Source organism: Curtobacterium sp. MCBD17_040 (genome assembly GCF_003234805.2).
Classification (GTDB): Bacteria; Actinomycetota; Actinomycetes; order Actinomycetales; family Microbacteriaceae; genus Curtobacterium.
Genome location: NZ_CP126273.1, coordinates 1393133 through 1415615, shown reverse-complemented (window position 1 = coordinate 1415615; position 22483 = coordinate 1393133). Strand labels below are relative to the sequence as shown.

16 protein-coding genes are annotated in these 22483 nt (G+C 73.4%); 10 read left to right on the top strand and 6 right to left on the bottom strand.

Annotated features, from left to right (window positions below):
- Window positions 1–3: 3 nt before the first annotated feature.
- The 5 genes from DEI94_RS06730 to DEI94_RS06710 are packed head-to-tail and all read right to left on the bottom strand — an operon-like array spanning window position 4 to window position 6644.
- On the bottom strand, window positions 4–1257 hold the full coding sequence (locus DEI94_RS06730; protein WP_111026081.1) for a hypothetical protein: 1254 nt from the start codon (window positions 1255–1257) through the stop codon (window positions 4–6).
- The gene (locus DEI94_RS06725) at window positions 1257–2645 is read right to left on the bottom strand and encodes a hypothetical protein (protein ID WP_111008714.1); all 1389 of its coding nucleotides are present in this window, start codon (window positions 2643–2645) and stop codon (window positions 1257–1259) included. Before DEI94_RS06725 ends, DEI94_RS06730 begins: the two co-directional genes overlap by 1 nt.
- Window positions 2642–3997 (bottom strand): O-antigen ligase family protein, encoded by a 1356-nt coding sequence (locus tag DEI94_RS06720; protein WP_111008713.1) that lies wholly within the window; start codon window positions 3995–3997, stop codon window positions 2642–2644. Before DEI94_RS06720 ends, DEI94_RS06725 begins: the two co-directional genes overlap by 4 nt.
- Entirely contained in the window at window positions 3994–5397 is a 1404-nt protein-coding gene (locus tag DEI94_RS06715; RefSeq protein ID WP_111008712.1) for a Wzz/FepE/Etk N-terminal domain-containing protein, read from the bottom strand. Before DEI94_RS06715 ends, DEI94_RS06720 begins: the two co-directional genes overlap by 4 nt.
- On the bottom strand, window positions 5394–6644 hold the full coding sequence (locus DEI94_RS06710) for a transferase family protein (RefSeq protein ID WP_111008711.1): 1251 nt from the start codon (window positions 6642–6644) through the stop codon (window positions 5394–5396). Before DEI94_RS06710 ends, DEI94_RS06715 begins: the two co-directional genes overlap by 4 nt.
- A 271-nt stretch (window positions 6645–6915) precedes the next feature.
- Here DEI94_RS06710 and DEI94_RS06705 point away from each other — a divergent pair, with 271 nt between their 5' ends.
- The 8 genes from DEI94_RS06705 (at window position 6916) to DEI94_RS06670 (ending at window position 17636) form a co-directional block, all read left to right on the top strand.
- Window positions 6916–7890: a glycosyltransferase gene (locus tag DEI94_RS06705; RefSeq protein ID WP_111008710.1), complete on the top strand. Its 975-nt coding sequence runs from the start codon at window positions 6916–6918 to the stop codon at window positions 7888–7890.
- A 279-nt stretch (window positions 7891–8169) separates the two neighbouring features.
- Window positions 8170–9639, top strand: a complete 1470-nt coding sequence (locus tag DEI94_RS06700; RefSeq protein ID WP_111008709.1) for a sugar transferase — start codon at window positions 8170–8172, stop codon at window positions 9637–9639.
- A gap of 16 nt (window positions 9640–9655) precedes the next feature.
- The gene (locus tag DEI94_RS06695; RefSeq protein ID WP_111026082.1) at window positions 9656–12061 is read left to right on the top strand and encodes a glycosyltransferase; all 2406 of its coding nucleotides are present in this window, start codon (window positions 9656–9658) and stop codon (window positions 12059–12061) included.
- Entirely contained in the window at window positions 12058–13212 is a 1155-nt protein-coding gene (locus tag DEI94_RS06690; protein WP_111008707.1) for a glycosyltransferase, read from the top strand. The genes DEI94_RS06695 and DEI94_RS06690 overlap by 4 nt, the downstream gene beginning before the upstream one ends.
- The gene (locus tag DEI94_RS06685) at window positions 13209–13844 is read left to right on the top strand and encodes an acyl carrier protein (RefSeq protein WP_111008706.1); all 636 of its coding nucleotides are present in this window, start codon (window positions 13209–13211) and stop codon (window positions 13842–13844) included. Before DEI94_RS06690 ends, DEI94_RS06685 begins: the two co-directional genes overlap by 4 nt.
- The gene (locus DEI94_RS06680) at window positions 13841–15025 is read left to right on the top strand and encodes an acyl-CoA dehydrogenase family protein (protein ID WP_220038774.1); all 1185 of its coding nucleotides are present in this window, start codon (window positions 13841–13843) and stop codon (window positions 15023–15025) included. Before DEI94_RS06685 ends, DEI94_RS06680 begins: the two co-directional genes overlap by 4 nt.
- Entirely contained in the window at window positions 15022–15966 is a 945-nt protein-coding gene (locus DEI94_RS06675; protein ID WP_111026083.1) for an amino acid--[acyl-carrier-protein] ligase, read from the top strand. Before DEI94_RS06680 ends, DEI94_RS06675 begins: the two co-directional genes overlap by 4 nt.
- Complete coding sequence (locus DEI94_RS06670) at window positions 15966–17636, top strand: alpha/beta fold hydrolase (RefSeq protein WP_111026084.1); 1671 nt, start codon at window positions 15966–15968, stop codon at window positions 17634–17636. Before DEI94_RS06675 ends, DEI94_RS06670 begins: the two co-directional genes overlap by 1 nt.
- A gap of 91 nt (window positions 17637–17727) precedes the next feature.
- On the opposite strand, the gene DEI94_RS06665 is transcribed toward DEI94_RS06670, so the two are convergent.
- Window positions 17728–18207 (bottom strand): peroxiredoxin, encoded by a 480-nt coding sequence (locus DEI94_RS06665; RefSeq protein ID WP_111008703.1) that lies wholly within the window; start codon window positions 18205–18207, stop codon window positions 17728–17730.
- Between the two features lie 267 nt (window positions 18208–18474).
- Between DEI94_RS06665 and aceE the strand changes: the two genes are divergently transcribed.
- Window positions 18475–21237 carry a pyruvate dehydrogenase (acetyl-transferring), homodimeric type gene (gene aceE / locus DEI94_RS06660; protein ID WP_375334749.1) on the top strand — a complete coding sequence of 921 codons (2763 nt, stop codon included), beginning with the start codon at window positions 18475–18477 and terminating at the stop codon, window positions 21235–21237.
- 16 nt (window positions 21238–21253) lie between these two features.
- Complete coding sequence (locus DEI94_RS06655) at window positions 21254–22471, top strand: PucR family transcriptional regulator (RefSeq protein WP_181434699.1); 1218 nt, start codon at window positions 21254–21256, stop codon at window positions 22469–22471.
- Window positions 22472–22483: the final 12 nt, after the last annotated feature.

Sequence of the window (22483 nt, the reverse complement as noted above, 5' to 3'; positions counted from 1 at the left end):
GCCCTACCCCTCGCCCTGGGCAGCTGCAGCCGCGGCGAGGTCCCGCACCACGTCGTACGCGGGCTTCGCGGTCCCGTCGGTGTCGCGGACCCCGAAGTTGTCCTCGGGGTCGCGGGCGCCGGTGTCGAGGTCCTGGTACGAGTAGATGACGATCGGGCCGGCCCACGCACGGGCGCCCCAGATCCGCGCCCCGACCGCCAGGTACCTCGCCTGCTGCGCGTCCGAGACGCCGCGATCGCTGTTCGTCGGGAACCCGAACTCGGTGGCCCACATGGCCTTGTCGGCGTCGCCGTTCGCGACCATGACGGCACGGACGTCCGTCGCACCCCGGAGCCAGTTCCACGCGACGTCCGCGGTCGGCGCGTCCGGCCAGGAGTACGGGTGCATGCCGACCGCGTCGAGGTACGCACCCCCGTCGGCCGCGTAGACGCCACGCAGGAAGTCAGGTGGGGACCACGTGCCGCCCCCGGTCCGGGCGGGAGCGAGGCCGGTGGAGATCACGCCGACCGTGACGCCCGCGGTGATCCCCGCGGCACGGAAGGCGCGCGCTCCCGGGACGAGCAGGTCGTGCGTGTACGCCTGCGGTGACATCCCGGTGGTGTTCACCTCGTTGCCGATCTCGACGGCACGCACCCCGGCTGCGAGCATCGGGGGCGAGGCACGGTCCATGAAGGCCGCGAATGCCGGCCCGCATCCGCCGGGCGCCGAACTCGCCCACCCCGGCACGCCGGTGAGGACCGGGAGCACCGTGAGGCCGTGCGCCGTCGCCGCCCGGTAGACGGCGAGCGTGTGGGTGAGGTCGTACGAGTCCGGGCCGGACGGCTCGATCGCCGCCCAGTTCAGGTCGAGCCGGACGATCGTCGCGCCCGTGGCGGCGATCCCGCGGAACAGCGTCGTCAGCCGCGCCGAGCCGAGGGTCATCGGCTGGTCGCCCTGGGTGAACCCGAGTCCCCCCATCCGCCGCAGGGCGTGCCGGGAGGCGCGGGTCGAGCTGTCGACGGCCGTGCCGGACCGCACCTGCGGGCTCGGCGCCGAGGCCGACGCCGACGGGGCGGCCGCGTCGTCCGCCGGGACGGAGCCGTGGTCACCGCAGGCCGACAGGGTCGACGCCGCGCCGGACGTCCGGTGCACCCACACGGCGCCGGCGCCGGCGAGCACGACGAGGGCCACCCCGCCCGCGACGAGGTACGCCCATCGGTGGCGGCGGCGTGCCCTCGTCGGGCGGTGCGCCCCGTCGCCGGGAGCGTGTGCCGCCATCAGACCTCCGGCACGACGATCGGGGCGACGGCCCCGGATCCGGCAGGCGGGAGGCCCGGTGCGGCGGGCTCAGTGGGCTCGGGGGCGTCGAGCAGCACGATGTCGGACTGGACGTCCGCGTGCCGCGGCATCGCCCGCACGAACACGGTGGTCTGGTACAGGACGGTGACGATCCCCGTCACGACGAACCCCGCGGCGAGGGCGTCCGCCGCGCCGATGAGCGCGGTGAGCAGGACGGCGAGGAGCCCGGCGCCGAACCCGATGAGGGAACCGCGGCTGATGACGCCGACGCGGTCGACGGCCACGAGCGCGACGCTCGTCATGTAGCTCCCGAGGACGCTGAAGCCCATGAACGCACCGAGCATGAGTCCCGCGAACGCAGGCACCTGGACCTGGCCCGCAGTGAGCAGACCGCTCGCGACGGGCAGCAGCACGGTGTAGACCACCCAGGCCAGCACCGAGATGACGAGGATCGCGGCGAGCGAGCGCCGGAGGGCGCGGACGAGGGCACGTCCCTGCTGGGACGGGACCGCGGCCTGCATGTACTGATGCACCGGCTGCATCGCCATCGTCGCGAACCGCAGGAGCTTCTCGTTGAGCGCGTACAGCGGGAGCTGCGCCGGGATGAACCGCGCGACGATCACGAGCACGAGCGGGTAGTACGCGGCGACGGCGACGGCGACGGCGACGCCGTGGCGCTGTTCGCGGATGACCCGCCACGCGCCGGCCGCGTCGTGGACCCCGCCCGCGGGCCGCCGCACTCCGCCGAGGAGTCGCACGGACACGATGACGAACGCGGCGAGAGCGCCGGCGAGCTGCAGCGCCGAGAAGGCGATGAGCCCACCGCCCAACGCGAGCGCGCCGACCCCGAGGACCGTCCCGACCACGCGCGGCACGGTGTCGGCCCAGAACAGCGCCACGGGCTCGCGTCGGCCGATGAGGGCCCACGTGCCGGAGAGTCCGCCCGCCGCCATCGCCACGCCCGCGACGACGGCGGCCAGGTGCGCGGTCGGCGCGATGACCCACGTCACGCCGACCGTGATGGCGAGGACGGGGACGAGCACGATCAAGCGGGCGACGATGGAGTCCCAGTAGGCGACGGCGTGCTCGCTCCGCGGCATCATCGCGATGCGGGCGGGCCCGGTGATGCCCCACCCGAACATGGTCAGGACGCTGAGGGACGACCCGACGGCCTGCCCCAGCGCGACCGCAGCCCAGGAGTGGGCGCTCGTGAGGGTGACGATCACGGGGATGGTGACGATGCTCGACGCCCCGGACACCACGACGGTCGCGAAGAACCAGCCGAAGGTGCGGATGCGGCGACCGACGCCCTCGCTGTCGACCCGGGCCTCCCGGCGGGTGCGTCCGTCGGTCTCGGTGGTGTTCACAACGGCCTCCTGGATGGACGGGGTGCGGGAACGGTGACGGGTCCGGTGTCGACGGCGCGGGCGTGGGAGCCCGATGCACCGAGGACGAGCATGACGATCGACATGGCGGACGTGTACTCCCAGAGCTCGACGAAGAAGAACCCGACGAGGACGCCGATCCAGATCGTCACGGCGAGCGCGGCGCGGCGGTTGCCGCGGCGGCCGGCACGGTACAGCGCGACCGCGACCGCCAGGAACAGGACGATGGCGAGCACGCCGCCCACGCCGAACTGGAGCCACATCGAGATGTAGTAGTCGTCGGTGAAGACCTGGAGCGCGGAGCCCTTCGCCTGCGACGCGGCACCGGCGAATCCCAGTCCGCGTCCGAAGAACCGCGGTGACGCGGCGAGGAGCTGTCCCCAGACCGCGAAGCGCTCCAGGAGACTCCCCGCGTTCCCGAGGCCGACGGCCAGGAACCCGATCACCGCGAGGAGACCCCCGACGGCCGCTGCGACGCGGACCCATCCGGCGACGACGCCGCGGGTCAGGAACACGGCGGCCGCGATCGCGACCACGAACACGACGATGCCCGTGCGGTAGGTGCTGAAGACGAGGCACGCGACCCCGGACGCGATCGCGACGATCCGCCACACGCGGTCGCGTCGGGCGTCCTCGAGGGTCCCCCACCAGAGCAGCGCGACCGCGCCGAGCACCCCGGCGAACGCGCCGAGCTGGTAGTTCGTGCCGAACGTCCCCATGGCACGGAGCGTGGTGCCGATGTTGCGGATGTTCGTGCCGTAGGACAGGCCGGTCAGGGCCAGGAGCCGGTCGGACCCGAGCGCGGACTCGATGCCCGAGACGACGGCGTTTACGGCGAGCAGCGTGGTGAGCACCCGGAGCACCGTCCGGATCGTGCGCGCCGTCATCGTCGATGCCAACAGGGCGACGAGCAGGGGGATGAACACGTACCGCAGGCCGCTGAGCCACTGCGCGGACGGCAACTCGAACACCGCGAGGACGGTCGCGGGCAGGACGAGGGCCACCATGCCGAGCACCGGCCACCCGACGCGTCGGTCGATCCGCCCACGGAGGACGGCGACCAGTGCCGCGAGGACCGTCGCACCGAGGACGGCCATGTTCACCGCGGTGGCGCTGTGCACCGTGAGCAGCAGCGGCAGGGTCACCCCGTCGGCCGCGGCGGCGAAGCAGACCGCCACCGCGGGTACGAGCGCGACGAGCGGCAGCGCCACGAGGAGCACGATCGCGGCGGGTTGCGCCACGGCGGCGGCGCCGAGGCCGACGGCGGCCACGCTGCCGACGCCCACGACGGTTGCTCCGCGGCGACGGGAGCGCAGGGCCTCGCTCGTGCTCATGCCCCGGACGGTGCGGTCGCCGCGATGGACCGGCGGGCCGCCGCGTGCGCGGACGGGACCCGGACGTGAGCGGGGACCCGGACCGCCACGACGCCGAGGACCTCCTGCCCGCTCGTCCAGAGCCGCTCCACCACGGCGCTCAACGTCGGCGTGGTGACCTCGCCGATGCCGACGACGAGCACCACGGCGGTGGCGATGCGGGCGGCCGCGAGGGCCTCACTGAAGCCGTTCGCCGGCGGCGTGTCGACGAGGACGACCTCGGCGCTGCCGTGCAGGTGGTCCACGACCGGCTGCAGGTTCCGGGCGGTGAACACGTCGCCCGCATCGGACCCGCGGCCGCCGGGGACGACGCTCAACGCGGGGAGCGACGCCGGGCGGAGCAGGACGTCCGACAACTCGGCACGGCCGTTCACGACGTCCACGAGGCCACGCTCTCCGCGCACCGCGAGTCCGGCCTGGAGGTCGGACGACCGGAGGTCCATGTCGAGCACGGTCGTCGGGACACCGGCACGGGCGAACGCCGTCGCGACGTCGGCGACGACGGTCGTCACGCCCTCGCCCGTCGTGCTCCCGAGGAACGTGATGGTGGGCCGGTCGCCTGCCCGGGCGAGGAGCGACTCGCGGAGGTCACGGACGGCCTCCGTCCATGCGGGGACCGACGACCGGTCGTGCCAGGCGCGGGCCGGGAGGCGCGGGAGCCGTCCGATGACCGGTGCGTCGGCGATCGCGGCGGCCTGCTCGGCGCTCCGGACCCGACGGTCGGCCGCGCCGAGCGCGAGCGCGATGCCGATCCCGACGATCAACCCGGCCACGAGCCCGAGGAGGACCACGACGAGTCGCCCGGGGCTGGTCGGACCGGTCGGGGTGGTCGGCACGCTGACGGTCGAGAGCCGGAGGTCCGCGGGCGTCGTGTCGCCGGACGCCCCGGCCGTGGCGGTGCTGGTACCCGCCGCGCTCGTGGGTGAGAGCAGGTCGGGTGCGACCTGGATGAACCGGTTCGTGACCGCGGCGGCGAGCGCACGGGCGGCGCGCGGGCTGCCCGCGTCCGCCGTGACGGTGATGATCGCCGTGTCGGTCCCCGCGGTCGCCGAGACGTCCTTCGCGAGGGCGGCGACCCCGGTCGACAGGTGGAGCTGTTGGATGACGGGCTCCAGCACCGACGAGCTCGTGATCGCCGACGTGTAGGTCGGCAGGACCTGGCTGATGTACGACGCGCCCTGCAGGCGGTCCGTCGTGCTGCCGCTCGAGCGGATCGTCACGAGCACCTGCGACGACGAACTGTACGTCGGGCTCGCGGTGGCGCTGTAGACGGAACCGCCCACGACGCCGAGGACGACGGCGACGAGCACGAGTGCCCAGTGCCGGAGGACGGTGCGGACCGCGTCGGGTGCGCTCATCATGCGTGGTGCTCCTCTCGCACCCGAGCGGCCGGGGTGACGGCGGCTCGGAGCGACTGTTCGAATCGGTCCTGGTCGATGATCCCGGTCTCGTCCCAGAGGGCGATCGAGGCCTCGGACCCGACCAGCGACATCTGGACGTACGGGTTCGCGACGTGCCCCGGGTGCACGAGGATCGTGCCCAGGAGCGGGGTCGCACCCGGTCGCCAGACGGCGTCCGGGATGAGTGAGGGGAAGACGGAGAGGGCGACGTCGAACTGCGTGCGGATGACGTCGCCGGACGGGATCGGGAAGGGGTGTCGCACGCGGTCGCGGACCAGGCCGACGACGTCGCCGACGAGGGCCGCGAGCGGTGCCCGCGTCTCGATCGCCCGGCGGACCTGCTCGTGCACCGATGCCGCGTCGCGTCGCATCGTCCGGAGCCGACCGATCGGGTACGACGTCGAGAACGGGCCCTGGACCCGCTCGCCGCGGGGCGCCCAGCGACGGAGGTCGACGTTCATCCGGATGGTGAAGTCGGTCGTCGGCGGGACGGCGTCGGCGATGGCGTCGAGCACGGCGGCCGACAGCTTCATGCCGCGCGTGGTGCGGCGCCCGGCTCCGTCGACCGCACGGGCGTCGAGCGTGCGCAGTTCCTGTTCGTCGAGCTGGACGGTGCGGAACCCGCGGAGGCGCCGTGCACGGTCGACGGCGAGCCCGCCGGGTACCTGGGGGTCGGGTGGCACCTGTCGCTCCGCGTCCCGCCGGGCCGCCCGCGCGAGACGGAGCGGGCCGGGACGGTCGAGCCCGGCGACCCGCATGGTGGCGGCCAACGGCCGCCGGGTCGGCGGGCGCACGGTGCGCCCCTCCGGCTCACCCGCGGCGATCGCGAGCACGCGCCGGATGTGGTGGCCGCTGGAGGCGCCGTCGAAGAGGTCGTGCGGCACGAGGACCGCGATCAGTCCGCCGGACACGAGCATCCGGATCGGGAGGACCGCGTAGCCGGCGTCGAGGAGGTGCGTCGCCATCTCGGCCGGTTCCAGGCCGTCGACGGCGACGTCGAGGACGTCGTCCGCGAGCGAGTCGGCCGCGCGGCGGGAGACGTGCCCCCAGGCCCGGTCCGGACGGTAGGCGCGACGGAGCTCGCTGCCGTCGTCGCTGATCAGGTGTCGGTGGAGGGCGTCGGGCAGGGCGTCGATGACGTCCTCACGGACGGGACCGAGGACCACGACCAGGTCGAGTTGGTCGTGGAGCCGCTCACGAATGGGCATGGGTGGGCGCCGTTCGGGTATGGAGCCGGGCGTTCGGGTACGCCACCGTCGGTTCGCTCGACGTCACGCTGCGGGGTTTCGGGTCCTCGCCGCGAGTCGTGCCCTGGGTTCGGGGTCCGGGGCACCGTGGTCGTGACGCCGGTTCGGGGCGGCGTCAGCGGGTTGACTGGCTCGTCGTGGCTGCGACAATAGCGACGCTCAGCGCCGATGTCCAGTACCCGTCCGGCTCGTGCGCCGACCCTGACCCGAACCCGAGAAACGCGAGACCCGAATGTCGCACCTCCCGACCATCTCCGTCGTCGTCCCGTCCTACCGACGCCTCGACCGCCTGTCCGACATGCTCGACCACTGGCTCCGACAGGACCTCGACGAGCTCGTCGTCGTGCTCGACGGCCCGCACGACGGGGCGGAGGCCGCGCTCGCCCGGGCGACGGCGGACCCCCGCATGCGCCTCATCACGCTCCCCGAGAACCGCGGGAGGTCGATCGCGCGCTCGGTCGGGCTCGAGGCCGCCACCTGCGACGTCGTGCTCGTCGCCGACGACGACGTCCTGCCGCTCGAGGGGCTGGTCGAACGCCACCGGGCCTTCCACGCGGAGCACCCCCGCAGCGCCCTGCTCGGCTACATGCCCGTGCGTCTGACACCCCGTCGGGGCCGCGACGAGGCAGCGACCCGCATCTACGCCCGCGACTACGAGAACCAGGTCGCCGTCTGGCGCACCGGGGACGCCATGACGCTGCTGACGTCCTTCTGGGGTGGCAATGCGAGCATCCCCCGCGACCTCTACCGCGAGGCCGAGGCGTACCGGCCGCCGGTGGAGCTCGGCTACAACGAGGACCTCGACCTCGGGCTCCGGCTCGCGGCCATCGGCGCGGGTGCCGGCTTCGACGAGCGTGCCGCGGCTCGGCACCTGCACACCCGGGGCATCGACGCGTTCGTCGCCGAGTGCGTCGTGCGCGGCGAGGCCGTCGCGGATCTCGAGGACCTGTGGCCGGAACTCCCCGGCCAGCTCGGTGACCTCGTCGTCGTGCCGGCCACCCACGGGCGCCTCGGGCGGATCCAGCAGCACATCGGCGACCGCGACACGCCCGGGACATCCGAGTCGATCATCCGGATCGCGTACCGGGTCGCCGGCGTGTTCCGAGCGTGGCGCCTCCAGGACGCCCTGGCCCGGTTCCTCCGCCGTGCCATGGCGATCCGGGGGTACCGACTGCGCCGCGCCCTCCACCCGACGTCGGTCGGCTGACGGACGGCGACACGCCGCTGGACGCCCGTCCGGGTCAGGAATCCCGTCGCGGTTGCTTGACGGTCGCGAGCCGGGGCAATACCGTGGCCAGCACGCGGAACCCGAATCCGCTCGACCCTCGGTTACCCGGCCAGGATCGACCCTCTGACTGCTCAACCGCGTCGTGCCCCGAACACGACCGCGGACCCGTCGTTCCCGAAGACGACGAGTGCGTCGGCGATCGTCGTCCCCGAACGGATCGCCGTCGGTCACCTGTTGACCCGAAGAGCAGGCTCACCCATGTCGAATGCAGTGTTCGACGCGCCCGGCAACCCCGACCCGGACGCGCCCACCGCTGAATCCCCCATCTGGACGGATGCCCCGCACGCCGTTGCGGTGCCCGACCGATCCGCCGAACGGCTCCGTGCCGTGGTGGGTCTGACGGACGCCGTGCTCGTCGTGGCGGCACTCGGAGCCTCGATGCTCGTACCCGACCTCTCCCGCTCCACGATCTCCCGCATCGCCCTGCTCGCAGGTGTCGCCGTGGTCTGGATCGTGTGGCTCGCGGTGTTCGAGCGACGTGGCCTCCTCGGGCTCGGCAACGGGAACCACGGTGCGGGGGCGATCCTCACCGCGACGGCTGCGTCCGTCGCGACCCTCGCCCTCGCATCGTGGTCCACCGGGATCGACCTCCGTGGCGTCGGCCTCCCCTGGGCCGTCGCCGCGGGGGTCGTCCTCCTCCTCGTGGCCCGGCTGTCCTGGGTGCGGTGGATCCGACGCGAACGACTCGCGGGCCGCCTGCGCCGCCGGATCGTCCTCGTCGGCTCCCCCGCCGGCATCGCCGAGGCCACCGCACACCTCACCAGCCGTGTCGCCGCCGGGTGGGACGTCGTCGCATCGGTCGTGCCCGCGCCCGACGCCCTCGACGTCGACCTCCCCGTGCGCGTCGCCGAGGCGCTCGATGCGACCGGGGCGGACCTCGTCCTCGTGACCGGGGCCGACGCCCTGACCGCGGACCGGGTCCGGAAGCTCAGCTGGGACCTCGAACACCGCGCGTGCGAACTCGTCGTCGCCCCGACCATCGTCGACGTCGCGACCGGGCGGCTCCGGAGCGAACGCATCGCGGGTCTGTCCGTGCTGCACGTCGCCGCGCCCACCTACACCGGGCCGCAGCGCGTGGTGAAGCGGGCGACGGACGTCGTGGGCTCCCTCCTGTTGCTCGCGGCGCTCTCGCCGCTCCTCCTCGTCGTCGCGATCGCGGTCCGGACCACGAGCGCCGGCCCGGTGTTCTACCGGCAGGAGCGGATCGGCGCCGGGCACCAGGCATTCGACATCCTCAAGTTCCGCTCGATGGTGACCGACGCCGACGCCCACCTGCACAAGCTCCTGGCGGCGCAGGGCACCAGCGACCGGCCCCTGTTCAAGATCGCGGACGACCCCCGGCTGACCCGGATCGGGGCGTTCATCCGCCGGTACTCCATCGACGAGCTGCCCCAGCTCGTCAACGTCCTCCGCGGCGACATGAGCCTCGTCGGGCCCCGCCCCCAGCGGCCCGCCGAGATCGCCCTCTACGACGCCAGCGCACACCGACGTCTCAAGGTGCGCCCCGGCATGACCGGCCTCTGGCAGGTGAGCGGCCGCTCCCGCCTGTCGTGGCAGGAAGCCATCCGCCTCGACCTCGACTACGTCGAGAACTGGTCCCTCGCCCTCGACCTCGGGATCCTCTGGCGCACCGCTCGTGCCGTCGTCGGTTCCGACGGCGCCTACTAGGAAGGAACGACGAGTCATGCCCGGACTCATCGTCCACGAGTGGATCGGCCGTTCCGGCGGGTCCGAGAAGGTCCTCGACGCCTTCGCCCGCATGTACCCGGACGCGGACGTGTTCTGCCTCTGGAACGAGGCGCCCGACCGCTTCGCACCCGGACGGGTCACCGAGAGCCTCCTCGCTCGCACCCCGCTCCGCGGTCGCAAGGCCCTGGCGCTCCCCGCGATGCCCGCCGTGTGGCGTCGGCTCCGCGCCGAGGGGTACGACTGGGTGCTGTCGAGCTCGCACGCGTTCTCGCACCAGGTCGTCGCCCACTCGGCCGTGCCCGCCGACCGGCACTTCGCGTATGTACACACGCCCGCCCGGTACGTCTGGACCCCGGAGTTCGACGGCCGCGGGAACGGGCTCGCGAGCCGGATCGCCGCCGTGCCGCTCCGCCTGACCGATCGGCGCCGCGCTGCGGCCCATCGGAACATCGCGGCGAACAGCGCCTTCGTGCAGGGCCGCATCCGCGACACCTGGGGCAAGGACTCCCGCGTGATCCACCCACCGGTCGAGGTCGCCGACCTCCAGGCCGTGTCCGACTGGCGGGCCCTGCTCGACGACGACGAACGCCGCGTCCTCGACGCCTTACCGGCCGGTTACGTGCTCGGTGCCTCCCGGTTCATCCCCTACAAGCGACTCGACCTCGTGATCGCGGCCGGCGAGGCCGCCGGGCGTCCCGTCGTACTCGCCGGGGGCGGCCCGGAGCAGGCGGCGCTCGAGGCCCACGCCGCGGCGGCCCGTGTGCCCGTCCGGTTCGTGCTCGACCCGTCCGACCGGCTGCTCCGGGCCGTGATGGCGCAGGCGGCCGTGTACGTGTTCCCGGCCGTCGAGGACTTCGGCATCATGCCGGTCGAGGCGATGGCGCTCGGCGTCCCGGTCGTCGTCGGACCGACCGGCGGCGCGACCGAGTCGGTCGTCGACGGCGTCACGGGCGCGGTGGCGTCCGGCCTCGGCGCGCACGAACTCGCGGCCGCCGTCGACCGTGCCGTCACGGTCGACCCCGACGCCTGTCGCCGACGGGCGCGGGACTTCGGCGCCGAGCGGTTCGCCGACGAGGTGCGGGACTGGATGCTCCCGGTCCTGGCCGGTGGCACGGCGGCGGCGCTCGTCACGGCGGGCTCCGGCGTGCCGATCGCCGCGGCCGCGACGTCCGCCCCGGCCTGGTCGGTGACCCGGCACGGCGTGACCGCCGTCGCGAGGGACGAGGCGGCCGACACGGCGTCGGCCCCGCTCCGCCCCGGTGCGCGGCGGTCCGAGCACGACCTCGACGACGAGCCCCTCCTCGCGGTGCCGGTCCCCGGCCGCGGGCCGCGTACCGGCCGCCGCGGTCGGCGCTCCCCCGTCGGCGCCCGCATCGTCGTGAACGGCGCCTTCCGCACGCAGCGGGTGACGGGGCAGCAGCGGTACGCGACCGAGATCGCGGATCGGCTGTCGGGCCTCCCGGACGTCCGCGAGACCGCGGCCGGCACCGGTGGGGACCGTCCGATCGCCGCCTGGGCCCGAGCCCAGTCCGCCGGCGTCGGCCGGTCCGCCGACGAGTACCTGCTCACGCTGACGAGCCGCGGTCCCGCGCTCGCGGCCCGGCACGTCGTCGTCGTGCACGACCTGTTCGTCCTCGACCACCCGGAGTGGTTCAGCCGGCGGTACGTCGCGACGCACGCGCCGGTGCTGCGGACCCAGCTCCGCTCGGCCGCCCTCGTGGTCGCGGTGAGCGAGCCCATCGCGGGGCGCGTCCGGGCACTGCTCGGCCCGGGCACCCCGGTCGTCACGGTGCCGAACGCGCCCGCGGACCCGTTCCGCCCCGGCCTCGCGGTGCCCGAGTCCGCCGGTGCGCGTGAGGCCGCCGGACGGTACGTGCTCGCCGTGGGCAGTGACGACCCGCGCAAGAACACCGCCCGGCTCGTCGCCGCGCACGCCGCGCTCCCGGAGGCCCTGCGGACGACGCACCCCCTCGTGATGGTCGGCGGCGGGAGCGCGATCTACGCGCGCACCGACGCGGACGACCGCGGGGCGCTCCGCCTCGGGTACGTCGACGACGCCGAGCTCGCCCGCCTCTACGCCCACGCCGCGCTGGTGGCGTTCCCGAGCCTCGACGAGGGCTTCGGCCTCCCCGCCGTCGAGGCGTTCGCCGCCGGATCGGACGTCCTCGTCTCGGACGTGCCGGCCCTGCGCTGGGTGTGCGGTGACGACGCGACCTACGTGGACCCGACCTCGACCGACGCGATCCGCGACGGGCTCGCCGCCGCGCTCACCGGGCCGACCCCCGCCGACGAGCGCGGCCGCCGGGCCGCGACGATCCGCGACCGGTTCTCGTGGGACCGCAGCGCCACGCTCCTCCACGACGCGGTGACGCGCCTGGTCCGGGCGGGAGGCGCGGCATGAGGATCGCACATGTGTCCAGCTCCCTGCTCAGTCCGCTGGGCGGCGCCGAACAGTACTGCCTCGCACTCGCCGGAGCACAGGTCCGGCGCGGGCACGACGTCACCGTCGTCACCGGTTGGGTCGACGACGGCGCCCGCGCCCTCGTGGCCGCGACGGGCGCGCGGCTCGTCGTCGTGCCCGGACGCCGTCCCTACTCCCCGGACCGCCAGGGCACGGGCCGCCTCGCCCGGGTCCGGTTCCACGCGGCCGAGCTGCGCGACTCCCTCCGTCCGACGGCCATCACCCGTTTCCTCGAGGACGGCGGGTTCGACGCCGTGCACGTCCACCGGTTCTCCGGGTTCGGGGCCGCACCGTTCCGGCTCGCCGGTCCGCGGGTGGTGCACACCGCGCACGACTTCACGCTCGTCCACACGTCGGCGTCCCTGACGCGCGGCGACGCCCCGATCGACCACGTCGGTCGGGTCCAGGGGCTCCGATCGCGCGTCGTCGCCGCTGCCATCCCGCGCGACGCGACGCTCATCTTCCCCAGCGAGCGCACGCGCGACCGGCACGCGGAACGCGGTTTCCGACTCGACGCCCACCGGAGCACGGTGCTGCCGCACGGTTGGTCGGCGCCCCGGGACGCCCCGCCGCGGAGCGAGTCCGACGTGCTCCGCGTCCTGTTCCTCGGCAAGCTCGCCGAGCACAAGGGGATCCCGCTGCTGCTCGAGGCGTGGGGCGCCGGCGTCCCGGGCGCCACGCTCACCGTCGGCGGTGACGGCCCCCTGCGCGACGCCGTGTCGGCGGCCGACGCGGTGGTCGCTGCCGGCTGGCTCGACGAGGCCGGGCGGGCCCGCGCCCTCGCCGAGACCGACCTGCTCGTGATGCCGAGCCGGTGGGCCGAGAACTTCCCGATCGTCGTGGCCGAGGCCCTGCTCGCCGGGGTGCCCGTCCTCACCACGACCACGGCGTCACCCCCGCTCGTCGCGGACGGCGACAGCGGCCTCGTCGTGCCGCCCACCGCCGCCGCGCTCCGGGGCGCGATCGAACGACTCGTCGACGACCGCGCGCTCCGCGCTGCACTCCGTGCGGGAGCGACCCGTCGCGCCGAGGAACTCGACATGGACCGGCACGTCGACCGGGTCCTCGAGCACTACGGAGCGTCCGCATGAGCCCCCGCATCCGGGTCGGCACGGACATGATCGCCGTGCAGACGGTCGCCGCGAGCATCGACCGGTTCGGCGACCGCTACCTCGACCGCATCCTGTCGCCCAGGGAGCGGCTCCAGTGCCACGACGAGCCGCACCGCGTCGCCGCGCGCTTCGCCGGCAAGGAGGCCGTGGTCAAGCTGCTCCGCCCCGCTCCCGACGAGCCGGTACTGCCGCACGACGTCGAGATCCTCAGCCTGCCGAGCGGCGCACCCGTCGTCCGGCTCCACCACGCCGCCCGTGACCGATCGGTCCGCGAACGGCTCCAGTCCGTGAGCGTCTCGCTCACCCACGAGGGCGGATTCGCCGCCGCGACCGCCGTCTCCGTCATCCGGGGGAAGGAACACCAGCCAATGTCCACGATCATCCGCGAGGTCCTCGAGCGCCACGGCCACCTCTCCGTCCCCGTCGCCCAGGTCCTCGACACCGACGACCTGTACCAGGTCGGCCTGACGTCACACGCGACCATCACGGTCATGCTCGCCGTCGAGGAGGAGTGCGACATCGAGTTCCCCGACGAGGCGCTCACCCGCAGCACGTTCGCCACGATCGCGTCGATCGAGGCGGTCGTCCGCGCTCAGGCGGTGGCAGCGTGACGGTCCTCCCCGACGTCCGCGCCACGGACGTCGTCTCCCTGCACGACCGCGCGGTCGAGGCCGCGGGCGTCGCCGCCGAGTGGGCGGACCGGATCGACGCCGAAGGACGGTTCCCGAGCGAGTCCGTGGCGGCGCTGCGCCGACTCGGACTGCTCGCCGCGGTCCTCCCGGTCGATCTGGGCGGCGAGGGCGCCACGCTCACGGAACTCGCCGACGTCGCGACCGTCCTCGGCGGCGCCTGCGCCTCCACGGCCATGGTGTTCGCGATGCACGTCGGGCAGGTCGCCACGCTCGTCCGCCACGGCGGCACGAGCGTCGCCGCCGCCCGGCTCCTCGCCCGGGTCCGCGACGAGGGCGCCCTCATCGCCTCGGCCACGACCGAGATCACGACCGGCGGCGACACCGGATCGAGCGGCTGCTCGGTCGAGGCCACCACCTGCGGCGTGCGTCTCGCCAAGGAGGCCCCGGTCATCTCCTACGGTCTCCATGCCAGCGCGGTGCTCGCCACCGCGCGCCGGACCCCGGACAGCCCGCCGTCCGACCAGGTGCTCGTGGTCTGCCCGGCCGAGCGCACCGAACTCGTGCGTCGGAGCGGCTGGGACACCCTCGGCCTCCGCGGCACAGCGAGCGAGGGGTTCTCGCTGACCGCCGACGTCGACCCGGACCACGTGCTCGCCCAGCCCTTCGCCGAGATGTCGGCGCAGACCATGACGCCGGTGTCGCACGTGCTCTGGGCCGCGGCCTGGCTCGGCATGGCCCGGAGCGCCACCGAGACCGCCCGCGCGTCGGTCCGTCGCGCCGCCCGCAAGGCCCTCGGCACCACCCCGCCCGCAGCACTCCGCCTCGCCGAGGTCGAGCTGCGCGTGCAGTCCCTGGCCGACACGGTCGAGGCGTCCGCGCGACGGTGGGAGGCGGCGGCGAACGAGCCCGCCGTGCTCGAGTCCGTGGCGACGGCCCGCTGGGTCAACGGCCTCAAGGTCACGGCGAGCGAAGCCGTGCTCGACATCGTCTCCCGCGCGCTCGTGATCACGGGCATCGCGGGGTACCGGCTCGGAGACCCGTCGAGCCTGGGCCGGATCGTGCGCGACGCGCACGGCACCGCCCTCATGGTCGGCAACGACCGCATCCTGCACCACAACGCCAAGATCGCAACCATCAGCAACGGAAGGTCGAACCCGTGACCGACACGACAACAGCACCGCAGACCACCGACCTCGACGCCGCCCGCCTCGCGTTCCGCGACGAGCTCGTCGACGCCGGCCTCCTCGTCCCCGCCGGGGAGCCCGGCCTCTTCGGCCGCAACGGCACGTTCGACGACGTCGTCGACGCCGTCGACCGGTACATCACGCTCGGGTTCGCCGCGCTCGCCCCGGAGCGGATCCGCTTCGCCCCGGTCATCGCCCGGTCCGCCTTCGAGCGCACCGACTACGTGGCCTCGTTCCCGCAGCTCACGGGTGCCATCCACACGTTCACGGGCTCCGACCGCGACCACGCCGCGCTCCTCGCCGCGCGTGCCGCGGGCGAGGACTGGGACCGGTTCCTGCACCCCGGCGAGACCATGCTCGTGTCCGCCGTGTGCCACCCGCTCTACGACCACCTGGCGGGCCAGCAGGTCGACGGTCGCGTGTTCGACGTCGTCGGGTACACGTTCCGCCACGAGCCCTCCGACGACCCGATGCGGCTCCAGTCGTTCCGCATGCACGAGTTCGTCCACGTGGGCGGCGAGGACGACGCCAGGACCTTCCGCAACACGTGGAGCGAGCGCCAGGCCGCGATGCTCGCCGCCCTCGGGCTCGACGTCACCCGCGTCCCCGCGAACGACCCCTTCTTCGGCCGCGCCGGCAAGTTCCTCGCCGCGAACCAGCTCACCGACGAGCTGAAGATCGAGGTCACCGTCCCGATCTACCCCGGGCTCTCCGACGGCACCGCGATCGCCAGTGCGAACAGTGCGGGTGACCACTTCGGCGCACCCTTCGGGATCACGACCGCGGACGGCACCGTCGCCCACACGTCGTGCATCGCGTTCGGCATGGAGCGGATCACGCTCGCCCTCTTCCGCACGTTCGGGACCTCGCTCGCCGACTGGCCGGTCTCGACGCTCGACCAGCTGTCGCTGCGCTGATGCCGGCGCTCGACACGTGGCTCGGCGGTGGGGCCGTGCTCGCGACCGTCGAACGCCCCACCCGGCCCGGTTCCACCGGGGTCGTCGTCTGCCCACCCTTCGGGCACGAGCACGTCCTCGCCTACCGGACCGAACGCCTCCTCGCCGCGCGACTCGCGGACCACGGCATCGCCTCCGTGCGCTACGACCACCCCGGCAGCGGGGACTCCGTCGTCACCGCGACCGCGACGTCCCATCGTGACGGCGCACGGCTCGCGGCGGAGGCGCTGCGCACCGCCGGCTGCACCCGAATCGTGTACGTCGGCCTCGCGTCCGGGGCCCTCGTCGCGGCCGCGGCAGCCGACGACGACCCGGACGCCGCGGGACTCGTGCTCTGGGATCCGCCGCGGTCCGGACGCTCCTGGCTCCGGGCGGCACGGGCACTCGCCGCGGTCTCGGTGGCGGGGATCGACACCAGACCCGGATCCACGGTCACCACCGCCCACGACGGCACGGTCACCGTGGTGGGTGCGGACATCCCCGCCGACCAGGCAGCGGCGATCGGGGCCCTCGGGTACCCGACCGGACCGGCCGACCGGATGCCCGTGCTCGTGGCGGTGCGGAACGACGGGGACCGCCGTGTCCCGGCCGGGTACGACCGGGACGGGATCGACATCGTGCGGGTCGACGGGCACGAGGCGCTCCTCGGCGTGTCGAGCCTCTCCGCGCGCATCCCCGCCGCGAGCGTCGACGCCGTCGGCGAGTGGGTGACCCGCCGTGTGCCGCCCGAGCCCGTCCCGGCGCCGATGGAGCTCGTCCCGACCGAGCGGGCGGTCGTCGACCAGGACGTCGAGGAACACCTCGTCCGCATCGGACCGGACCACCTCTTCGCCGTCGACACCGGGCCGCGGCACGGCGACGACGACGCCCCGACCGTGGTGCTGCTCAACGGTTCGTCCGAACACCGCATCGGCGTCACGCGCCTGCAGGTCGACCTCGCTCGACGACTCGCCGCGGTCGGCATCCGGTCCGTCCGTGTCGACCGTCGGGGCACGGGCGAGACCGGACCCGTCGCCGCCGACGAGCCGAGCCTGCTCTTCACCCAGGAGTGGATCGACGACGTCAGCCACGTCCTCGACCACCTCGCGCTCCCGGCCGACCGGGTCGGGATCGTCGGACTCTCGGTCGGCGGGTGGTTGGGCCTCCGGGTCGCCGCAGGCCGTGCCGGGTTCGTGGTCGGCCTCAGCCAGGCGGACTACCGGTCCCGCCCCGCAGCACCGGGTGCCGTCGCGGCCGCGGACGCGGAGGCACGGCCCCACGTCCGCACACGCCGTGACGCGCTCGTCGCCGCCGTCAAGCGGCACCTGCCGTACCGCGTGGCGTTGGCGCTGGCCCGGCGTGGACACCTGCAGTTCGTCGAACCCGTCATCCGCGGGCCGCTCGCGGCCGGCACCGACGTGACCCTCGTGCTCGGTCCGGGCGACGGCGCCGTCTTCCGGGCACGGGGCGGCGCCACGGCAGCCCACCGGCTCGCGCACCTGCCCGGGACGCTCCGGGTCGTGGAGCTCCCGGAGGCCGACCATGCGATGTTCGGTGCCGCGACGCGCGAGGCGGCCACGGAGGCCGTGCTCGCCACCGCCGTCGCGGCCTTCGTCCAGGACCCGTCCGTCCGGCAGGCCGTGGGCGTCTGACGACCGAGGGGCCGTGCCGGGTCGGCACGGCCCCTCGGCGCACGGCCCCTCGCCGCACGGCCCCTCGCCGCACGGCCCCTCGCCGCAGGGCTCAGGCGGCGGCGGGTGCGGGCGTCAGGCGATCGAGCGCGGCTCGGTACTCGCTGACGTCGCGGGCGAGCCCCGGCTCGGTGATGATCGAGGCGCGGATCCGACCGTCGGTGTCGATGACGAACGTCGCGCGGTTCGCGAAGCCCTTCTTCTCGAGGAAGACCCCGTACTCCTTGCTGACCGCACCGTGCGGCCAGAAGTCCGCGAGCAGCGTGAAGTCGTACCCGTTCGAGTCGGCGAACGAGCGGAGCGTGGCCTTCGAGTCGACGCTGATGCCGATGAGCTCGACGCGGTGGTCGGCGAACATCGCGATGTTGTCGCGGAGCGCGCAGAGCTCGCTCGTGCAGGTCGAGGAGAACGCGAGCGGGAAGAACACGAGCGCCACCGGACGCACACCGCGGAAGTCGCTGAGGCGGACGTGCTCGCCGCGCTGGTCCGGCAGTTCGAAGTCGGGAGCGAGGGAACCGATCTCGAGTGCCATCTGGCGTGCTTCTCTCTGGGTCTGCCCCGGTCGCGGGACGGCATGGGTCCCGGCTGCATCAGGCGCACACCCGGGCGGGCGCGCGCACGACGTGAGATCCTACGCCGACGGCACGCGAACGCAAGCGCGGTGCCCGATGCCGCGTGCGCTGGCATCGAGCCGCGCGAGCGCGTCGGACGCGGGAACTAGAGTGGTCTCGCCCATCCACGCGTCGTGACCCGGCGACGGATGCATCGACATGTCCACCACGAACGAACGAGGTCAACGGTGACGGTGAACGACCAGGACCCCCAGCGTCAGCCATGGATCGCGGGTGCCGACACCCAGGACCAGGACCCGGAGGAGACCGCCGAGTGGCGTGAGTCCCTCGACGGCCTGGTCGCAGCGAACGGCCACGGCCGGGGGCGCGAGGTCATGCTCAGCCTGCTGCAACGCTCGCGCGAGCTCCACCTGGGCGTGCCGATGGTCCCGACCACCGACTACGTCAACACCATCGCGCCCGAGAACGAGCCGGAGTTCCCGGGCGACGAGGACCTCGAGCGCCGCTACCGCCGCTGGATCCGCTGGAACGCCGCCATCACGGTGCACCGCGCCCAGCGCCCCGGTGTCGCGGTCGGCGGCCACATCTCGACCTACGCGTCGAGCGCCGCCCTGTACGAGGTCGGCTACAACCACTTCTTCCGCGCGCAGGACCACCCGTCCGGCGGCGACCAGGTCTTCTTCCAGGGCCACGCCTCCCCCGGCATGTACGCCCGGGCGTACCTGGAGGGCCGTCTCAGCGAGGACCAGCTCGACGGCTTCCGGCAGGAGCACTCGCACCAGGGCGGCGGACTGTCGTCGTACCCGCACCCGCGTCTCATGCCCTCGTTCTGGCAGTTCCCGACGGTCTCGATGGGCATCGGGCCGATCAACGCGATCTACCAGGCGCAGCAGGCCAAGTACCTGACGAACCGCGGCATCAAGGACGCCTCGGAGCAGCAGGTGTGGGCGTTCCTCGGCGACGGCGAGATGGACGAGGTCGAGTCCCGGGGCCAGCTGCAGGTCGCGGCGAACGACGGCCTCGACAACCTGAACTTCGTCATCAACTGCAACCTCCAGCGCCTCGACGGCCCGGTGCGCGGCAACGGCAAGATCATCCAGGAGCTCGAGGCGTTCTTCCGCGGTGCGGGCTGGAACGTCATCAAGGTCGTCTGGGGTCGCGAGTGGGACGACCTCCTCGCCCGCGACACCGAGGGCGCGCTCCTCAACCTGATGAACCGCACCCCCGACGGTGACTACCAGACGTACAAGGCCGAGAACGGCGCGTACGTCCGCGAGAACTTCTTCGGACGCGACCCGAAGGCGCTCGCACTCGTCGAGGACTACACGGACGACCAGATCTGGAACCTCAAGCGCGGCGGCCACGACTACCGCAAGGTGTACGCGGCGTTCAAGGCGGCCTCCGAGCACAAGGGCCAGCCGACGGTCATCCTGGCCAAGACGGTCAAGGGCTACGGACTCGGCCCGAGCTTCGAGGGCCGCAACGCGACCCACCAGATGAAGAAGCTGACGCTCGACAACCTCAAGCAGTTCCGCGACGAGATGCGGATCCCCGTGTCGGACGCGCAGCTCGACGAGAACCCCTACCTGCCGCCGTACTACCACCCCGGACACGACGACGAGGCCGTGCAGTACATGCACGAGCGTCGGCGTGCCCTCGGCGGGTACGTCCCGGAGCGCCGGACCAAGTACACGCAGGTGACGCTGCCGGACGACGGCCGCTACGCCATCGCCAAGAAGGGCTCGGGCAAGCAAGAGGTCGCGACGACCATGGCGTTCGCCCGCCTGCTCAAGGACCTGCTCCGCTCGCCCGACTTCGGCGACCGCGTCGTGCCGATCATCCCGGACGAGGCCCGCACGTTCGGCATGGACGCGTACTTCCCGACCGCGAAGATCTACAACCCGAACGGCCAGCACTACACCTCGGTCGACCGCGAGCTCCTCCTCGCCTACAAGGAGAGCCCGCAGGGACAGATCATCCACGTCGGGATCAACGAAGCGGGAGCCCTCGCGGCCTTCACCGCGGTCGGCACGTCCTACTCGACGCAGGGTGAGCCGCTCATCCCGGTCTACGTCTTCTACTCGATGTTCGGGTTCCAGCGCACCGGCGACGCCCTGTGGGCCGCTGGCGACCAGATGGCGCGCGGGTTCCTCATCGGCGCCACCGCGGGCCGCACGACGCTGACGGGTGAGGGTCTGCAGCACGCCGACGGCCACTCGCTGCTCCTGGCGTCGACGAACCCGGCCGTGGTCGCGTACGACCCCGCGTACGGGTACGAGATCGCACACATCGTGCAGTCCGGACTCGACCGCATGTACGGCAGGAACGAGGACGGCTCGCCGAAGCACGCCGACCCGAACGTCATGTACTACCTCACGGTGTACAACGAGCCGCTCGTCCAGCCGGCGGAGCCGGAGCACGTCGACGTCGACGGCATCGTGCGCGGCATGTACCTGCTCAAGGCCGCCGAGCACGACGGCCCGAAGGCGCAGCTGCTCGCGTCCGGTGTCGCCGTGCCGTGGATCCTCGAGGCCCAGCAGCTGCTGGTCCAGGACTGGGGCGTCTCCGCCGACGTCTGGAGCGTCACGAGCTGGAACGAGCTCCGTCGTGACGGCCTCGCCGCCGCATCGGACGCCTTCCTCCACCCCGAGGAGCAGCCGCGCACGCCCTTCGTCACCGAGAAGCTCCAGGGCACGCACGGCCCCGTCGTCGCCGTGAGCGACTGGTCGCACGCGGTTCCCGACCAGATCCGCGAGTTCGTCCCGAGCGACTACGCGACGCTCGGAGCCGACGGCTTCGGGTTCTCGGACACCCGTGCCGCCGCGCGTCGGGTCTTCCTGATCGACGGCCCGTCGGTGGTCGTGCGGACCCTGCAGCAGCTCGTGCGTCGCGGTGAGATGGATCCGTCGGTGGTCCGTCAGGCGATCGACAAGTACCGCCTGTGGGACGTCACGGCCGGCACGACCGGCAGCGCAGGCGGCGAGAGCTGACCCGCCCGTGAGCGCACTGCGCGCCGATGCCCTGGGCCGGGCGGGCGACCGGGGACGGACGCTCGCCTGGCTCCGCCAGGTGTCGGGCGAACTCGCGAGCGCGACGATCAAGCGTCTCGAGGACACGCTCCCCTGGTACGGCGAGATGCCGCCCGGCCGCCGGTCGGCCGTCGGCCTGGTCGCACAGGCGGGCATCACGTCGTTCATCGCCTGGTTCGAGGACCCCGCGGCCACTCCGTGGATCGCGGCCGACGTCTTCGGCGCGGCACCGCGCGAACTGCTCCGGTCGGTGAGTCTGCAGCAGACGCTCCAACTCATCCGCGTCGTGGTCGAGGTCGTCGAGGACCGCGTGAAGGACGGCGACGACGGCCTGCAGGAGGCCATCCTCCTGTACTCGCGCGAGATCGCGTTCGCCGCGGCGGACGTCTACGCCCGGGCCGCGGAGGCCCGCGGGCTGTGGGACGCCCGACTCGAGGCCCTCGTCGTCGACTCGATCCTGTCGGGCGAGTACGACGACGAGCTGCCGAGCCGGATCGCCGCGCTCGGCTGGCACGGGCACGGCGAGGTCGCGGTGCTCGTCGGCACCGCGCCGCCGCAGCTCGAGGTGGACACGATCCGTCGGACCGCCCGGCACCTCGACGCCGACGTCCTGATCGGTGTGCAGGGGGCGCGCCTCGTCGTCGTGATCGGCCGGGCCACGCCCCGGGACGACACACCCGAGGGCGAGGACCCGACCTCGTTCACGACCATCGCCGAGGCCCTCGCACCGTCCTTCGGCGACGGACACCTGGTCCTCGGCAACGAGGTCCCGGGTGTCGTCGACGCCTCGACGAGCGCCAAGGCCGCCCTCGCCGGCTTCGCGGTGGCCCGGGCGTGGCGGGGCGCGCCCCGACCCGTGCTGGCCGACGACCTGCTGCCCGAACGTGCCCTCGCGGGCGATCCCCTGGCGCGGACGGCGCTCGTCCAGCGGATCTACACGCCGCTCAAGGACCAGTCCGGTGAACTCCTGCAGACCCTCTGGTGCTACCTCGACACGGGACGCAGCCTCGAGGCAACGGCGCGGGAGCTGTTCGTCCACCCGAACACGGTCCGCTACCGGCTCCGCCGGGTGGCCGACGTCATCGGATGGGACGCCACCCACGCCCGCGACGCGCTCATCGTGCAGTCGGCGCTCATCATCGGGGCGATGTCGGAGTCCACGGGCCAGCGACGACGCCGACCGCCACGGCGCTGACCGACACCGTCC

What these genes read in the sequence shown, in the direction of transcription:
- DEI94_RS06715 (WP_111008712.1), bottom strand. Translation starts at nt 5,397, where the DNA reads ATGATGAGCGCACCCGACGCGGTCCGCACCGTCCTCCGGCACTGGGCA.
- DEI94_RS06730 (WP_111026081.1), bottom strand. Translation starts at nt 1,257, where the DNA reads ATGGCGGCACACGCTCCCGGCGACGGGGCGCACCGCCCGACGAGGGCA.
- DEI94_RS06710 (WP_111008711.1), bottom strand. Translation starts at nt 6,644, where the DNA reads ATGCCCATTCGTGAGCGGCTCCACGACCAACTCGACCTGGTCGTGGTC.
- DEI94_RS06700 (WP_111008709.1), top strand. Translation starts at nt 8,170, where the DNA reads ATGTCGAATGCAGTGTTCGACGCGCCCGGCAACCCCGACCCGGACGCG.
- DEI94_RS06665 (WP_111008703.1), bottom strand. Translation starts at nt 18,207, where the DNA reads ATGGCACTCGAGATCGGTTCCCTCGCTCCCGACTTCGAACTGCCGGAC.
- DEI94_RS06705 (WP_111008710.1), top strand. Translation starts at nt 6,916, where the DNA reads ATGTCGCACCTCCCGACCATCTCCGTCGTCGTCCCGTCCTACCGACGC.
- DEI94_RS06695 (WP_111026082.1), top strand. Translation starts at nt 9,656, where the DNA reads ATGCCCGGACTCATCGTCCACGAGTGGATCGGCCGTTCCGGCGGGTCC.
- DEI94_RS06720 (WP_111008713.1), bottom strand. Translation starts at nt 3,997, where the DNA reads ATGAGCACGAGCGAGGCCCTGCGCTCCCGTCGCCGCGGAGCAACCGTC.
- DEI94_RS06690 (WP_111008707.1), top strand. Translation starts at nt 12,058, where the DNA reads ATGAGGATCGCACATGTGTCCAGCTCCCTGCTCAGTCCGCTGGGCGGC.
- DEI94_RS06670 (WP_111026084.1), top strand. Translation starts at nt 15,966, where the DNA reads ATGCCGGCGCTCGACACGTGGCTCGGCGGTGGGGCCGTGCTCGCGACC.
- DEI94_RS06685 (WP_111008706.1), top strand. Translation starts at nt 13,209, where the DNA reads ATGAGCCCCCGCATCCGGGTCGGCACGGACATGATCGCCGTGCAGACG.